Source organism: Pseudooceanicola sp. DL12, from assembly GCF_056270665.1.
In genome coordinates this window covers 1,135,379-1,152,024 of sequence record NZ_CM149884.1, presented here as the reverse complement: position 1 = coordinate 1,152,024, position 16,646 = coordinate 1,135,379, and the positions used below count along the sequence as shown (strand labels likewise).

The 16,646-nt window shown below is 67.2% G+C and carries 8 protein-coding genes; all 8 read left to right on the top strand.

Annotation, left to right across the window (positions count from 1 at the left end; translation table 11 throughout):
• Nucleotides 1–23: 23 nt before the first annotated feature.
• The 8 genes from AC0WR5_RS05370 (at nucleotide 24) to AC0WR5_RS05335 (ending at nucleotide 16,499) form a co-directional block, all read left to right on the top strand.
• A complete protein-coding gene (locus AC0WR5_RS05370) occupies nucleotides 24–2,105 on the top strand; it encodes a hydantoinase/oxoprolinase family protein (protein WP_475867526.1) in 2,082 nt (693 codons plus the stop codon).
• Between the two features lie 3 nt (nucleotides 2,106–2,108).
• Entirely contained in the window at nucleotides 2,109–3,767 is a 1,659-nt protein-coding gene (locus AC0WR5_RS05365) for a hydantoinase B/oxoprolinase family protein (protein WP_475867525.1), read from the top strand.
• An 85-nt stretch (nucleotides 3,768–3,852) separates the two neighbouring features.
• A complete protein-coding gene (locus AC0WR5_RS05360; RefSeq protein ID WP_475867524.1) occupies nucleotides 3,853–5,379 on the top strand; it encodes an aldehyde dehydrogenase (NADP(+)) in 1,527 nt (508 codons plus the stop codon).
• Complete coding sequence (locus AC0WR5_RS05355; RefSeq protein ID WP_475867523.1) at nucleotides 5,376–6,677, top strand: ArgE/DapE family deacylase; 1,302 nt, start codon at nucleotides 5,376–5,378, stop codon at nucleotides 6,675–6,677. Before AC0WR5_RS05360 ends, AC0WR5_RS05355 begins: the two co-directional genes overlap by 4 nt.
• Nucleotides 6,674–7,018 (top strand): RidA family protein, encoded by a 345-nt coding sequence (locus AC0WR5_RS05350; protein ID WP_475867522.1) that lies wholly within the window; start codon nucleotides 6,674–6,676, stop codon nucleotides 7,016–7,018. Before AC0WR5_RS05355 ends, AC0WR5_RS05350 begins: the two co-directional genes overlap by 4 nt.
• Before the next feature lie 27 nt (nucleotides 7,019–7,045).
• Entirely contained in the window at nucleotides 7,046–8,083 is a 1,038-nt protein-coding gene (locus AC0WR5_RS05345; RefSeq protein ID WP_475867521.1) for an Ldh family oxidoreductase, read from the top strand.
• Between the two features lie 3 nt (nucleotides 8,084–8,086).
• On the top strand, nucleotides 8,087–8,881 hold the full coding sequence (locus AC0WR5_RS05340) for an NAD(P)-binding domain-containing protein (protein WP_475867520.1): 795 nt from the start codon (nucleotides 8,087–8,089) through the stop codon (nucleotides 8,879–8,881).
• A 574-nt stretch (nucleotides 8,882–9,455) separates the two neighbouring features.
• Nucleotides 9,456–16,499 (top strand): hypothetical protein, encoded by a 7,044-nt coding sequence (locus tag AC0WR5_RS05335; RefSeq protein ID WP_475867519.1) that lies wholly within the window; start codon nucleotides 9,456–9,458, stop codon nucleotides 16,497–16,499.
• Nucleotides 16,500–16,646 lie beyond the last annotated feature (147 nt).

Below are 16,646 nucleotides of genomic sequence, written 5' to 3'. Positions count from 1 at the left end.
CCCAACCGGAACAGAGAACTGCAATGACTGACAAAATCACACGCGTGTCGACCGATGTGGGCGGAACCTTTACCGACCTCGTCTATTTCGAGACCGACCTGAAGACCGGCGTGCAGACCGTGCGCACCGCGAAATCCGACACCACGCCGCCCAACTTCGAAGAGGGTGTGCTGAACGTGCTGGAAAAGGGCGGCGTCGACATCTCGACCGTCGACTTCTTTGCCCATGGCACCACGGTGGTGATCAACGCCCTGACCGAGCGCAAGGGCGCCAAGGTGGGGCTGATCACCACGAAGGGCTTCCGTGACGCGATCGAGATCGGCCGCGGCAACCGGCCCGACTTCTTCAACCTGATGTACCGCAAGCCCGCCCCCTTCGTGGAGCGATACCTGCGCCGCGAGATCACCGGGCGGATGGACTACCAGGGCCACGAAGTGACGCCCCTGGACCTGTCGGACCTGGACGAGACGCTGGAGCTGTTCCGCGCCGAGGGCATCGAGGCCATCGCCGTGAGCTTTCTGCATGCCTATGCCAACCCGGCGCACGAAGAGCAGATCAAGGCCGAGATCGAGGCGCGCTGGCCCGAGGTGACGGTGGTGACCTCTCACCAGATCACCCGGGAATGGCGCGAGTACGAGCGTACCAACACCGCGATCCTGTCGGCCTACGTCCAACCCAAGGCGCAGCGCTACCTGGAGAAGCTGGAAACCGGCCTGACCGACAAGGGCTACAAGGGCCAGCTGTTCATCATGCAGTCGAACTGCGGCGTGGATTCGGTTGATGCCATCAAGGCGGTGCCGATCACCATGGTCGAGAGCGGCCCGGCCTCGGGCTTCTGGGGTGCGGCCGAACTGGGCCGGATCATCGGCGAGCCGAACATCCTGGCGCTCGACATCGGCGGCACCACGGCGAAATGCTCGCTGATCGAGAACAACCAGGTGACCATCAAGACCGACTACTGGATCGAACGCGACCGCAAGTCGGCCGGCTATCCGATCATGGTGCCGGTGGTGGACCTGGTGGAGATCGGCAACGGCGGCGGCTCGATCGCCTGGGTCGACGATTTCGACAAGCTGCACGTGGGCCCGCAATCGGCCGGATCCACCCCCGGACCGGCGGCCTATGGCCGCGGCGGCGAGGAAGCGACCACGACCGACGCCAACCTGGCGCTCGGCCGGATCAACAAGGACTACTTCTGCGGCGGCTCCGTCGAGGCGGACATGCCGGCGCTGGAAAGCGCGCTCGAGAAGCTGGCCGGCAAGCTGGGCAACAGCACGCAGGAAGTGGCCCGCGGCATCGTGCGGATCGCCAACTCCAACATGGTCAACGCGCTGAAGCTGGTCTCGGTCAACCGCGGCTATGACCCGCGTGATTTCACCCTCGTCGTCTTTGGCGGCGGCGGCCCGATGCATGGCGTGGCGCTCGGCCAGGAGCTGGGCGTGAAGAAGGTGGTGGTGCCGCGCGGCGCGCCGGTCTTCTCGGCCTGGGGCATGATGATGTCGGACCTGCGGCGCGACTACTTCGTGACCCGCCTGATGGACGGCAACGACCGCGCGGGCCTCGACGAGCTGCTGTCGCACACGATGGATCTGGCGCGCGAGGAATATGCCCGCGAAGGCGTGACCGCCGACAAGGTGAGCTTCAAGCCGATGGTGCGCTGCCGCTACCAGAACCAGGAATTCGCCGTCGAGGTGCCGGTGCCCGCGGGGCCGGTGACCGACGAGGTGATTGCCGCGATGCTGGCCGAGTTCCACGAGATCTACGAGCGCGAGTACACCTATCGCCTTTCCGCGGGTGTCGAGATCATCGGCATCCACCTGATCGCGGCCTCCGAGGTCGGCAAGCTGGAGCTGGTGCCGCTGCCGAAGACGGGCGCGAAGCTGGAAGATGCCGTGAAGGGCCACCGCATGGTCGACTATGCGACCGAGGGCGAGCACGAGGCGACGATCTACGACAGCACCAAGTTCGAGCCGGGGATGTCCTTCTCTGGTCCGGCGGTGATCGAGGATCCGGGCACCACGATCGTCGTGCACCCCACCAACCGCGTCTACATCGACGATTTCGGCAACACGCACATCGAGACGCGTACAGAGGAAAAGGGCTGAGCCATGACGGACAAGACTTTCGATCCCGTCACCTTCGACATCATCCAGAACGCGCTGGAAGCCATCGCGGACGAGATGTTCTATGCCCAGGTGAAGACCTCGATGAGCGCGATCATCTACGAGGTGCTCGACCTGTCGACCTCGATCCTGAACCCCGAGGGCGAGATCGCGGCCTCGGGCGCGGGGATCCCGGCCTTCATCGGCGTGCTCGACAAGGCGATCATGGGCATCCTGAAGAAGTTCCCGCTGGAGGACATCCGCGAGGGTGACGTCTTTGCCTCGAACGATCCCTACTTCGGCGGCGTGACCCACCTGAACGACATGGTGCTGGCGCAGCCGGTGTTCCACGAGGGCAAGATGGTGGCCTGGGTCGCCAATATCGCCCACTGGAACGACGTTGGCGGCAACGTGCCGGGCTCCATGTCCTCCGAAGCCACGGAAATCTTCCAGGAAGGCGTGCGGATCCCTGCGGTGAAGCTCTTCATGGAGGGCCGGCAGAACGAGGCGGTCTTCGACATCCTGAAGATCAACTCGCGCCTGCCCGACTTCCTGCATGGCGACCTCTGGGCCGGCATCGCGGGGCTGCGCATCGGCGAACGCCGGGTGCTGGAGCTGGTGAACAAGTACGGCGCCGATACCTTCGAGGCCGCGGTCAGCGACTACATGGACCTGGGCGAACGCCGGGCCCGCGCGGCACTGAAGAAGATCCCGCACGGCACCTATGCCTTCTCGGAAGAGCAGGATTCCGGCGTGGTGCACAACGTCGAGCTGACGATCACCGAGGATGAGTTCATCGTCGACCTGACGAACAACCCGGCGCAATCGGGATCGCTCAACTGCTCGCGCGAGGGCACCGAGATCGCCGTTCAGCTGGCCTTCAAGGACTTCACCGATCCCGACGCCCCCGGCAACGGCGGCTTCTTCAAGCCGCTGAAGGTGGTGACCAAGCCCGGTACGATCTACCACGTCGAGGCGCCCGGGGCGCTTGGCTACTACTCCGAGGTGGAGATCCGGCTGTTCGACATGATCCTGCGGGCGCTGGCGGAGTATTTCCCCGGCGTGGTGCCGGCGGGAAACTTTGCCTCGATCTGCGGCACCAACGTGGGCGGCCCCCACCCCGAAACCGGGCGCCACTACACGATCGTGGAACCGCAGGTCGGCGGCTGGGGCGCCTGGGAAGGCTCCGACGGCGTGTCGGGGCAGTTCTCGGGCTTCCACGGCGAGACCTTCAACTGCCCGGCGGAAGTGGCCGAGGCACGCTATGGCCTGGGCGTCGACCAGGTGGCGCTGAACACCGAGCCCGGCGGCGAAGGCCAGTGGCGCGGCGGCAAGGGCATCGAGACCCATTACCGCGTGCGCGCCGACAACAACTTCCTGTCGGTGGGCTATACCCGCAACCGGATCGCGCCCTGGGGCGCCTCGGGCGGGCTCGACGGCTCGGTCAACTATGTCGAGGTGCTGCGCCGCGACGGTGGCAAGGAACGCCACGCCTTCTGCACCAATCTGAAGGTGAACGAGGGCGACGTGATCCGCGTGGTCACCGGCAACGGCGGCGGCTATGGCGACCCCAAGCTGCGCAGCCGCGAGGCCATCGAGCGCGACCTGCGCAACGACTACCTGACGCCGGAACGCGCCAAGGAAATCTACGGCTACGAGGCCTGACCGCCTGAATGCCGAACAATGACAGCCGCCCCCATGGGGGCGGCTTCTTCATGAAATACAAGACTTTGCCCTCAAGGAGGCCGACATGACTTTTACCCCTCACGGCAAACACCTGATCGCCGGCGAATGGATCGCCAGCGACGCGACCTTTACCTCCACGCCTGCTCACGGGCCCGCGCATGACTTCTCGGTCGGCACGCCCGAGCTGGTGGCCCAGGCATGCGAGGCCGCAGAGGAGGCCTTCTGGAGCTACGGCTATTCCACCCGCGCCGAACGCGCGGCCTTCCTGAATGCCATCGCCGACGAGATCGAGGCCCGTGCCGAGGCGATCACCGAGATCGGCAGCCAGGAAAGCGGCCTGCCCGAAGGACGCCTGCAGGGTGAACGCGGCCGTACCACCGGTCAGCTGCGCATGTTCGCCAATCACATCCTGAAGGGCGATTACCTGGACCGTCGCCACGACGAGGCCCTGCCCGACCGCGCCCCCGCGCCGCGCCCGGAGCTCTTCATGATGCAGCGCCCGATCGGCCCGGTCGCCGTCTTCGGCGCCTCGAACTTCCCCCTCGCCTTCTCGACCGCCGGGGGCGATACCGCCGCCGCGCTGGCCGCAGGCTGCCCGGTGGTGGTGAAGGGCCATGGCGCGCACCCCGGCACCGGCGAGATCATCGCCGAAGCGATCCACGCCGCCGTGGCAAAGACCGGCATGCCCAAGGGCGTCTTCTCGCTCGTGCAGGGCGGTGACCGCTCGGTGGGCCAGGCCCTCGTGCAGCACCCGCTGATCAAGGCCGTGGGCTTCACCGGCTCTCTCGGCGGTGGTCGAGCGCTCTTCGACCTTTGCGCCCAACGCCCCGAACCGATCCCCTTCTTCGGCGAGCTCGGCTCGGTCAACCCGATGTTCCTGCTGCCGGAAGCCGTTTCGGCGCGCGGCGAGGCCCTGGGACAGGGCTGGGCCGGATCGCTTGCCATGGGCGCAGGCCAGTTCTGCACCAACCCCGGCATCGCCGTGGTACTTGAAGGGGCCGAGGGCGAGGCCCTGGTGGAAGCCGCCCGCGCGGCGCTGTCGCAAACCGGCGCCCAGGTCATGCTGACCGACGGCATCGCCAAGGCCTATGCCTCGGGCGCCGAGAAGATGGCGCGCGAGCCGGGCGTGCAGGAGCTGCTGACCTCGGTCTGCGACATGCGCGAGGCCAAGCCCTTCCTGTTCCGGATCTCGGCCGACGACTGGCTGGGCAACCACGCGCTGACCGAGGAGGTCTTTGGCCCGCTCGGCCTGGTCGTCGTGGCCAAGGACGTGGACCAGATGGTCGAGGTGGCCCGCAGCTTTGCCGGGCAGCTGACCGCGACCATCCACTTGGATGACGGCGACGCGACGCTGGGCCGCCGCCTGATGCCGGTGCTGGAACGCAAGGCCGGACGGGTTCTGGTGAACGGCTTCCCCACCGGCGTGGAGGTTTGCGACACGATGGTGCATGGCGGCCCCTACCCCGCCTCGACCAACTTCGGCGCCACTTCGGTGGGCACGCTGTCGATCCGCCGCTTCCTGCGCCCGGTCTGCTATCAGAACCTGCCCGAAGCCCTTCTGCCCGAGGACCTGCGCGAGATCTCGCAATGAGCGCGCAGGATCTCTCCGACCTGTCGGCCCGCCTCGATCAGGTGATCGAGGCGGGCGCCGCCGAACAGACCGCCTGGCTGGCGCGGCTGGCCTCCTTCGACAGCACCCGCGGCAATGAAGGCCCCTGCCAGGCCTGGCTGGCCGGTGAATTCGAGCAGCGCGGCTGGAGCGTGGACAGTTTCGCCATTTCCGAGGTGGATATCGCCGGCAAGCCCGGTGCCTCGGCGGTGGTGGATGTGGATTACGACAAGGCGATCCAGGTGGTGGCCAGGGCCGGCACCGAGGGCGGCAAGGGCCGCAGCCTGATCCTGCAGGGCCATATCGACGTGGTGCCCACCGGTGCGCCCGAACTCTGGGACCGCGATCCCTTCACCCCCGTGGTGAAGGAAGGCCGCATGTACGGGCGCGGCGTGAACGACATGAAAGTGGGCGTGACGGCGATGGTGCATGCCCTCGATGCGCTGGCGGCCCTGGGGCTTGCCCCCGATGCGCCGGTCTTTGTCGAGACGGTGAGCGAGGAGGAATGCACCGGCAACGGAGCGCTGGCGACGCTGGAGCGCGGCTATCGCGCCGATGCGGCCTTCATCCCGGAAAGCGTCGGGCACAAGCTGCTGCGCGCCGAGCTCGGCTCGGTCTGGGTGCGGGCCCGGATCCTGGGCAAACCGGGCCATGTCATGGCCTTCGATCCGGCAGCCAATGCCAACCTGGCGGCCTATGAGTACGTGCAGGACCTGATCGCGCTGACCGCCGAGATCAACGTCGAGGCCAGGGATCATCCCTGGTTCGGCCATATCGAGGATCCGGTGAAATTCAGCCTCGGCAAGATCCACGGCGGCGACTGGCTGGGCTGCGTGCCCTCCTGGTGCGAGATCGAGTGCCGGCTGTCGGTGCTGCCTGGCCACGCGCTGCCCGACGTGCGGGCGCGGGTCACCGAGCGGCTGAACGCCACGGCAGATCGCCTGGGCACGGCACATCCCGAGGTGACCTGGATCGGCTTCCAGGCGGATGGGCACGTCTTCGAGCCGGGCACGGAGGCCGAGGCGGTTCTTGCCCGCTGTCACGGCGAGGTCATGGGAAGTGCCCTCGAAAGCTTCAGCCAGACGGCCACGTCGGACACCCGGCAATATGACCTCTATTACGGCATCCCCACTCTCTGCTATGGCGGCACCGGTGGCGGCAGTCATTCGCCGCAGGAATACACCGACCTTCAGAGCATGAGGGACACGACGCGCATCATTGCCCTGTTCATCGCGGACTGGTGCGGATTGCGCCCGATCAAAGGACAAGAAGAGAAATGACCATCAAACGTTTCGGCGCAGGCCCCCGGATGAGCGACGCCGTGGTGCATGGCAACACCGTCTACCTGGCTGGCCAGGTGGGCAATGTGGGCGAGGACCTGCAAACCCAGACCCGCACCGCGCTGGCCAATGTCGACCGGCTGCTGGCCGAGGCGGGCTCGGACCGCTCGAAGCTGCTGCAGGTGACGATCTGGCTGGCCGACATGGCCGATTTCGCCGCCATGAACGAGATCTACGACGCCTGGGTCGACCGCGACAACCTGCCGACCCGCGCCTGCGGCGAGGCCAAGCTGGCCGCCCCCGAGTACCTGGTGGAAGTGATCGCCGTCGCGGCGCTCTGATCCCCGACAACCGCTGAGGAGCCCTTCATGACCGAGACCCGATACATTCCCGTCGAGGCCCTGCGCCGGCAAGTGACCGAGATCTTCCTGAAGGCCGGGATGACCGATGCCAATGCCGCCGCGGTGGCCGGGGTGATCACGGATGCCGAGCGCGACGCCTGCAAGTCGCACGGGATCTACCGGATCGAGGGCTGCCTGCGGGTGATCGCGGCCGGGCGTGCCACGCCCGACTCGGTGCCGCAGGTGATGGAGAGCGAGACGGCGATCATCGAAGTCGAAGCGAAGGGCGGTTTTTCGAACCCGGCCTTCGACGCGGCGCGCGAGGCCCTTGTGGCCCGCGCCCGCAAACTGGGGCTGGCGGCGCTGGTGATCCGCGATTGTCTGCATTTCTCGGCGCTCTGGCATGATGTCGAGGCGCTGGCCGGCGAAGGCCTGGCGGCGCTGTCGATGTGCCCGAGCTATGCTTTCGTGGCGCCCGCGGGCGGCAAGGAGCCCCTGCTGGGCACCAACCCGATGGCCTTCGGCTGGCCGCGGCCTGGCGCCCATCCCTATGTCTACGATTTTGCCACCAGCGTGGCCGCGCGGGGCGAGATCGAGCTCTATCGTCAGGCCGGCAAGCCGATCCCGGAAGGCTGGGCCATCGACGCGGAGGGCGAGCCCACCACCGATCCCGAGGCGGCCCTTGCCGGCTCAATGCTGACCTTCGGCGGGCACAAGGGCTCGGCCATCTCGACGATGATCGAGCTGCTGTCCGGCGCCATGCTGGGCGAGATCATGAGCAAGGAGGCCCTTGAAGCCACGGGCGGCGCGGCCCTGCTGCCGCGCCACGGCGCGCTGATCCTGGCCTTTGCGCCCGAGGTCTTTGCCGCGCGCAGCGGACGTGACCCGCTGGCCGAGGGCGAACGGCTGCTGGAGGCCTTCGGCCTGCAGGGCGCCCGCCTGCCCTCGCAGCGCCGCTTTGCCGCCCGCGCCGAGGCGCAGGAGAAGGGCATACCGCTGACCGAGGCCGAAGTGGCGCGGCTGGCGCTGTTTCATGAAAACGGCCTTGCCGCGCTGGGCGTCTGAACCGTGAGCAAGGGCACGACCATCGGCTTCATCGGCACCGGGGTAATCACCGAGGCGATCATCACCGGGATGGCCGAAGCCGGGTGCCTGCCGGAGAGGCTGCTGATCTCGCGGCGCAACGCCGAGACCTCGGCTCGCCTTGCGGCCCTCTATCCGCAAATCACCGTATTGGACGACAACCGGCAGATCGCCGCAGAGAGTGACCTGCTGTTTCTGGCCATCCGTCCGCAGGTGGCAGCGGAGGTGCTCTCGGGGATACGTCTGCGTCCGGACCAGGACGTTGCCAGCCTGATCGCGGGCTTTGCCGTCGAACGTGTCACCGAACTTACCGGCGCGCCGCGCCGGATCACCCGGGCCGTGCCCCTGCCCGCGGTGGCGCGCCGTGCGGGGATCACGGTGCTCTCGGGGCCCGATCCGCGGCTCGAGGAGCTCTTCGAGGCCCTCGGGGGCGTGATCGTCGCCGAAAGTGCCGAGAGCTTTGATGCCCTGACCCTGCCCAGCACGGTGATGGGCCTCTATTTCGGCCTGCAACAGATCATCGGTGACCGCATCACTGCGCGAGGGGCCGACCCGACCGAGGTGCGGCGCTTCCTTGCCGTGGTCTTTCGAAGCCTGGCCGAGACCGCCGAGAGCGATCCGGGCACCTTTGACGAGTTGCGCGTGGCCCATTCCACACCAGGCGGGCTGAACGAGGGTCTCTTTGCGGCCTTCCGCGCCGCCGGCGGCGAAAGCGCCCTTGCAACGGCGCTTGACCAGACCCTCGATCGGATCGAAGCCGCCCGCCGTCCTGCGGGCTGAAGGGAAAAACATACGCCCACGTATGCCTAAACCCGCCCCTGGGCGCAAACGTCCGTGTGTCGGGAAAGACAGGCCGGTGACCCCGGCCCCAGGCCGCGATGGATAGCCATTGCTTTTCAGCGACTTCGCAAATCCCTCCTTGCGCTCCCGAACCATACGCAACCGTCATCCGGAAGCCTCACTTCGGAGAAATCAGCCACGGCGCGCAGCGCATGTGCTTGTTCACCAATACGTGTCCATGCCTAATCGGGCGCAGGCCGGGCCGCCGCACATGTTGTTTCCGTGCGGGGTCTTGCTGCCTCTGAAACCGGAGCATTGCCCATCCCGACAGGGCATGCCTCCCGCTTCGCGCCGGGTCCCCCTCCGGCGCGCGCCTGTGACATATGGGACTTTTCCCGGGTGGTGTTGGGACACGCCCGACGAAGAGTGAACCGCGCATTGCCAGGCTGCCGTGCAGCCCCGGAGTGCGAACCGGTCTTCGACCGCATCCCCGAATGCGGCCGGTCCGGAACGGTGATTTGTGCGATTTCATCCTGTTCTGATCAAGCAACCAGAAGAAACCGAGGATACCCTCTTGTCCGAAAAATCTCTGATTGGTGTCGCAAGTAAGGCGTCCTTTCTTGCGCTCCTGATGTCGTCGACATCGCTCACGCCGGCCCCGGCCTATGCAGATTGTTCTGCCGACAGCAGTGGTCAGAACTATAGCTGTTCCGGCAGCGTGGCCCCGATCAACCTGATCAATTCGAACCCCGATGTGCTCTCGGTCACGATCGACGACCTGTCCTCGGACATGTCCGACACGACCGGCTATCCCTATTACATCACGCTGAACCAGACGAGCACCACGGCGGACCGCACGATCTCGATCGACCTGGACGGCGGATATAGCCTGAACAGCACCGGCGGTGGCATCACCTCTGTCGTGACCGGCGATCCGGGGACCGATCAGGGCGAGACCTATGGCTGGGGCACCCAGCATGGCGCCAAGGGAGGCGACGGCGGCTCGGCCAGTTCGCTGACGCTGACGGTGACGGGCACCCAGGTGGACAGCAAGGGGGCCTATGTCTCCTCTCAGGGCAACGGTGTGATCTATATCGACTATACCGGCGGCAAGGGCGGGGATGGCGGCGAGGGCCACAGCTGGTCCGGCGTGCACGACGGCTATGGCGGCGACGGCGGGACCGGCGGGGATGGCGGCGACATCACCGTGACGATGAGCGAAGACGCCGCGCTGGCCTATTACTACACCGACGGCGGCGATCAGGGGGGTGTCTACATCTCCTCGACCGGCGGCGACGGCGGCACCGGCGGCGAGGGGCGCGGGAACGGCGGCGCGGATGGCCACGGCGGTGACGGCGGCACCGGCGGCAATGGTGGCGACATCACCCTGACGGCGAACTCCGAGGACAATTTCATCGATACCACCAATGGCAACGGCATCACGCTCTTGTCGAAGGCCGGGCGCGGCGGCACCGGCGGCGAGGCCGTCGGCTCGGGTGTCTATCCCGGCAACGGCGGATCGGGTGGCAACGGTGGCACCATCAAGCTGAGCTTCTCGGGCAAGATCTTTGTGCAGGGTGACGACCACTACGGCATCTACGCGGTGTCCTCCGGCGGCGGCGACGGCACCGAGGGCTCTACCGGCGGCTGGGTGGCCAAGACGCATACGGCGGCGGCCGGCGATCCCGGCCAGGGGGGCGATGTCACCCTCGAGCTGTCGAACACGACCATCGCGACGACCGGCGCTTCCTCCTTCGGGATCCTGGCGCAGAGCATCGGCGGCCTGGGCGGTGATGCGGCCTCGTCCTCGGGGCTCTTCTCCTATGGCGCAGACGGCGGGTCAGGCGGCGCGGGCGGCACGGTGTCCGTCAGCCTGACGGACAGCGAGATCGGCACCGAGGGCGATGGCTCGATCGGTGTTGTCGCGGTGTCCGTCGGCGGCGGCGGCGGCACGGGCGGCTCGGACTCCGGCATTACCGCCTTGGGCGGTGAGGGCGGTGCCGGCGGGAATGCCGGGAATGCCTCGGTCACCATCGACGGGACGACCATCGTCACCGAGGGCTCCTATGCCGAGGGCGTGACGGTGATCAGCCTCGGCGGCGGCGGCGGCAACTCCGGCAGTGCCGGCGGCCTCACCTCGAGCGGTGGCAGCGGCGGGACCGGGGGCGACGGCGCCTCGGCCAGCTTCACCTCGCATGGCGGCAAGATCACGACCACGGCGAAATCGACCGACGACAATACGCTCATCGGCTCGGCCGGGGTGGTGGTGCTTTCGGTCGGTGGCGGCGGTGGCAACTCGCACTCGACCACGGGTATCGAGACGGTCGGCGCCTCTGGCGGCAGCGGCGGCGACGGCGGCACGGTGACCTATGTCTCCGATGGCGACGGCCTCGACATCACGACCTCGGGAGAGCTCTCGATGGGCGTGCTGCTGCTCTCTGCCGGCCGTGGCGGCGGCGCGGCCAGCTCGACCTTCACCTTCGGGGCGATCGCGTCCAGCAAACTCGGCGCGACGGGCGCGGACGGCGGCTCGGCCGGCGATGTCACGTTCACGATGGACGACGACGACACGATCACCACCTCGGGCAAGTATTCCCCCGGCTTCGTGGCGCTCTCGGTCGGCGGCGGCGGCGGCAGCAGTGGCAGCGTCACCACGATCGACGTGGTGAACACCGACAGCGACGCAAACCAGGTGCAACAGCTGGGATCCTCTGGTGGCGGCACGGCAGGCAATGGCGGCGACATCGTCAACAGCACCCTGGCCGGCACGATCAGCACCAGCGGCGTACTCTCGGCCGGGGCCATCATCGGCTCGGTCGGCGGTGGCGGCGGCGTGGCCGGCACCCATGTGACCACCACCGTCGGGCTGAGCTTTGGCCATGACGTCGGGGTCGACGGCGGCGACGGTGGCGACGGCGGCACTGTCTCCTTCACCTCGACGGCCGACATCACCACCACCGGCAATGCCTCGGAAGGCATCCTGGCGTTCTCGGTCGGTGGCGGCGGCGGTCAGTCGAGCACCGTGGTAGATACCACCATCGGCCAGAACGACAGCCTGCTGTCCTTCACTGCGGGCCTCGGCTCTTCGGGGGGCCAGGGCGGCGATGCGGGCGACGTGACCGTGACCAGCAGCGGCGACATCACCACCTCGGGCCATAATTCGGCAGGCATCATGGCGCTGAGCGTGGCCGGCGTGGGCGGCAAGGCAGGCACGGTCGTGTCCGGCACCGTCGGCCTGCTCTCCCTCGACACCACGACCGGATCCTCGGGCGGCGATGGCGGCACATCCGGGACGGTCAGTGTCACCAACGAGGGCAAGATCACCACGAGCGGAGCACTCAGCTCGGCCATCGTGGCGGAATCCGTCGCGGGCGGTGGTGGTGATGCCGGCACCGTCGTCGACGGCACGGCCAGCGCCATTTCCATCAGTGCCGCCTATGGCGGCAGCGGCGGCAATTCCGGCACGTCGGGTGACGTCACCGTCACCAACAGCGGCGACCTGATAGTCAGCGGCGACCAGTCGCGCGGCATCCTGGCGCTGTCGGTCGGGGCCAGCGGCGGCACCGGCGGCACGGCGATCAACGGCACCGCCGGCATCGGCTCGGTGTCCGTCTCTCTCGCCGGCAACGGTGGATCGGGCGGCACCGCCGGCAAGGTCACCGTGAACAACACCGCCGACATCACGACCACCGGCAACAGCTATTCTGCGGCCATCGAAGCCCTTTCGATCGGCGGCAGCGGTGGCACGGGCGGCCTCTCCATCGCCGGGTCCGGTGACGGCGGCATCATCTCGGGCTCCTTCGACATCGCCCTGGGTGGCGACGGCGGAACGGGCGGCAACGCCGCCGACGTCGAAGTGACCAGCGACGGCGCGCTCTCCACCACCGGCTATCGCTCTCCCGGCGTGATGGCGCAATCGGTCGGCGGCAGCGGCGGCGATGGCGGCGCGGCGATCGCGGGCTCGGTCAACGTGTCGGAAGACGGCGATGCCTCGATCAACATCGGTGTCGGTGGCGACGGCGGCTCCGGCGGGACAGCCGGCGACGTAACGGTCAGCACCAAGGGCTCGATCGTGACGACCGGCGCCTACAGCTATGGCATCCAGGCCCTGTCGATCGGCGGCAACGGCGGCGTCGGCGGATCGAGCTATGCCGGTTCGTTCACCATCACCACCGGCACCGACATCAATGCCAAGATCACCGTCGGCGGAACGGGCGGCGATGGGGCCGTGGCCGGTGACGTGACCGTCACGAACGAGGCGGACATCACCACCTCGGGGGGCAACGCTCACGGCATCTATGCCCAGTCCATTGGCGGCAACGGCGGCGATGGCGGATCGGGCATCGTCTACATGTTCGACTTCGGCAGCACGACCAACACCAAGGCTTCTTTCAACGGCAGCGTTGAAGTGGGCGGCGACGGCGGCTCGGGCAATGATGCGGGCAACGTCACGGTGTCGAACTCCGGCGCGATCACCACGGGCGAAGATACGTCCTATGGCATCTATGCGCAGTCGGTCGGTGGCGGCGGCGGTGACGGCGGCAACGCCGGCTCCTTCACCGTGGGCTACAAGAGCGAGACCGAGGGCACCGATCCGCTCGATCTCAACTATTCCTTCTCGATGGGCGCCACGGGCGGCTCGGGCGGGCATGGCGGCGAGGTCTCCGTGACCAACACCAGCACCGGCTCCATCAAGACAACTGGCCTTGCCTCCTATGGCATCTATGCCCAGTCCGTCGGCGGCACCGGCGGCAATGGCGGCAACGGCTCCGTCGAAGCCACCGGCTGGGTGGCCGACATCTACGACACCTACGAAGACGTCAATTCGATCAAGGAGCAATACGAGCAGATCAAGGAGGCCGGCGAGAGCCTTGCGAGCCTGCTCACGAGCTTCTCCGTCAGCATCGGCGGCGCCGGGGGCGATGCCAGCAACGGTGGTGATGTCGTGGTCGAGAACGACGGCTCGATCGATACGGAGGGCGAAAGCGGTACCGCGATCTATGCCCAGTCGGTCGGCGGCAGCGGCGGCAGCGGCGGTGACGGCTCACAGGGCCTGCTGACCTCGCTGACCGTTGCGGGCTCCTCGGAAGGGGGCGGCGACGGCGGTTCCGTGACGGTGACCAACTCCGGCAGCATCACGACCTCGGGCGCCGGCGCCATGGGCATCTATGCCCAGTCGGTCGGTGGCGGTGGCGGCACCGGCGGCGACATCGAAGGCTCGGTCGTGCACGAGATCACCGACCTGGTCCAGACCTTCGGCGCCCAGATCTTTGGCGATTCCGACGGCGGCGACGGCGGCGACGGCGGCACCGTGACCGTGACCCTCAGCAAGGGCAGCACGATCACGACCACGGGCGAGAATGCGCACGGCATCTGGGCACAATCGGTCGGCGGCGGCGGCGGTGCGCAGGGCGAACTGGGCACCGATCCCGACAGCGACGAAGACGGCAACGTGACGGCGAAGATCGGCAGTTACGGCGCCCAGGGCGACTCGGGCTTTGTCGACATCAGCGTTGCCGGCTCGATAGACGTGCAGGGCGACGGCTCTGTCGGCATCTTTGCCCAGAGTGCGGCCGGCGGCACCGAAACCAGCGGCTCGAACGGCGTGCGGGTAAAGGTGAGCAACGGCGGCACCGTGACGGCCGAGGGCGCCAACAGCCGGGCCATCCTGGTTCAGGCCGACGGCACCGAGGACGTGATCAAGGGCCTGTCGGGCACCTGCGACAGCGACACCAGTGCCTGCGTCGGCACCTCGCATGTCTACGTCGAGTCCGGCGCGACAGTGCAGACGACCAGCGAGAGCGCCTATGAGACCATCGGCTTCATGGGCGGGCTGCAGAGCTACAACAGCGACGGCTCGATCTTCGTGTCGAACCTGCTGCAGAACTCGGGCACGATCCAGAGCGCCAGCTCCTCCTCCGTCGTGGTGGCAAACGACGACACCGCGTCGCTGCGCATCCACAACAAGAAGGGCGGCCTGCTCTATGGCTCGATCCAGCTGGGCGACAGCTATCGCAACGAGTTCGAGAACTACGACGGCGCCGTCTTTGCTGCCGGCGATACGGTCTATCTCGGCGAGAAGGGGTATTACACCGGCGCCTCGGGCAGCATCATGTCTGCATCGGGCAAGAACGAGATCGGCACCACCACGCTGAGCCTGGGCGGAACCTACTCCGAGGCGGGCACCCTCTGGGTAGATGCGACCCTGGGCACCGATGGCACGATCAGCAATGACCTCGTGACCTATGCGGGCCTGACCGACAGCGCCACCTTCACCCTCTCGGGCTCGGTCAAGCTCAACTGGGTCGGCACGACGAACCTGGCGAACGGGGCGACGGGCAAGGTGCTCGTGGCCTCTGCCGAGAGCGGCACCACGGCCGATTACTCCTCTGCCACCATCGCGGGGCAGTCGGCGGCCGGCTACACGCTCTCGACCGAGGACGACGGCCTCTATCTCAGCTACACGGTCGATTATTCCGGCAGTGCAGCCGGGGCGACGCTCAGCAGCAACGCGCTGTCCTATGCTTCGTATTTCAATGGCCTGATCGAGGCCATGAACAACGGGGATCTTGCCGACAGCGACACCGTCGAGGCGACAAGCCTTCTGGCGACCGACTATCTCAACACCACCTCGGCCAGCGAACTGCAGCAACTCTACCTGCAGCACGTCCCGGAGGAGAGCCTGGTTGGCGCTACCTCGGCGCCCACCGCGGCCCTCGGCCTGCACCGGCTGCTGCAGAGCTGCCCCAACCTCGACCCGGCGATGGGCACGGACTTCCTGCATCAGAACGACTGCACCTGGGTCCAGTTCTCGGGCAGTTCGACCCACCAGGCCAGCACCAACACCTCGCCCGCCTACGACGAGGACACCTGGGGCATGTCAGGCGCCCTGCAGCGCGAACTCGACAACAAGGTCTTCGTCGAGTTCGGCGGGCACCTGGAGAAGGTCGCGATCAAGGGCAGCAACTTCTCTCACGACGGGCACCGCTACAGCCTCGGGATCGCCGTGAAGAAGGAGATCGGCAACGTGACCCTGTCCACCACGCTGGGCGGCGGGATCTACAACTTCGACTACAACCGCGGCTACTCGGTGAACGGTACGTCCTATATCAACAGTTCCGATATCGACGGTCGCTACCTGACCCTCGAGGGGCGCGCCTCGGCGGTCTACCAGATGTCTGGCGGAGCCTACTGGAAACCTAGCGCGGCGGTGGCCGTGACACGGACCTGGCAGGACGGCTTTACCGAGAGCGGAGAAGGCGCGCTGAACTGGCAGGTCGATGGCGTGAACCAGACCTCTGTCAGCTTCACGCCCATGGTCGAAGTGGGACGGGCCTTCAACGTGCAGGCCAAGCCGGCAGTCGCCTTCTTCCGCGGTGGTCTCGACGTGGCCCTGACGGATCCGTCGACCACGCTGACCTCGACCCTGGTCGACAATGGCAACAGCTACGGCTCGCTGCAGTCGACGATGTCGAGCGACCGGGTCAAGGCGCAGTTCGGCACCGGTCTCGAGATGGATCTTGGCAAGGGCATGACCTTGTCGGTCCGGGCCGAGGCAGGCTTCAGCGAGAGCACCGATTCCTACGGCGGCTTCGCAAGGTTCCAGTACCGGTTCTGACCCTCGACAGACCCTGGAATGGCAGCGGGCGGGACATTGTCCCGCCCGTTTGCTTTTGCGACCTGCGCCGCCGCCCCTGCCCCGCCCTTGCGCATGCCGGGAACCGGCCCGCCTCGCGCCGTCACGGCCGCTCAGGCAAGAAAAAGC

Coding starts and splice junctions, on each gene's coding strand:
- AC0WR5_RS05370 (WP_475867526.1), top strand. CDS start 24: ATGACTGACAAAATCACACGCGTGTCGACCGATGTGGGCGGAACCTTT.
- AC0WR5_RS05365 (WP_475867525.1), top strand. CDS start 2,109: ATGACGGACAAGACTTTCGATCCCGTCACCTTCGACATCATCCAGAAC.
- AC0WR5_RS05360 (WP_475867524.1), top strand. CDS start 3,853: ATGACTTTTACCCCTCACGGCAAACACCTGATCGCCGGCGAATGGATC.
- AC0WR5_RS05355 (WP_475867523.1), top strand. CDS start 5,376: ATGAGCGCGCAGGATCTCTCCGACCTGTCGGCCCGCCTCGATCAGGTG.
- AC0WR5_RS05350 (WP_475867522.1), top strand. CDS start 6,674: ATGACCATCAAACGTTTCGGCGCAGGCCCCCGGATGAGCGACGCCGTG.
- AC0WR5_RS05345 (WP_475867521.1), top strand. CDS start 7,046: ATGACCGAGACCCGATACATTCCCGTCGAGGCCCTGCGCCGGCAAGTG.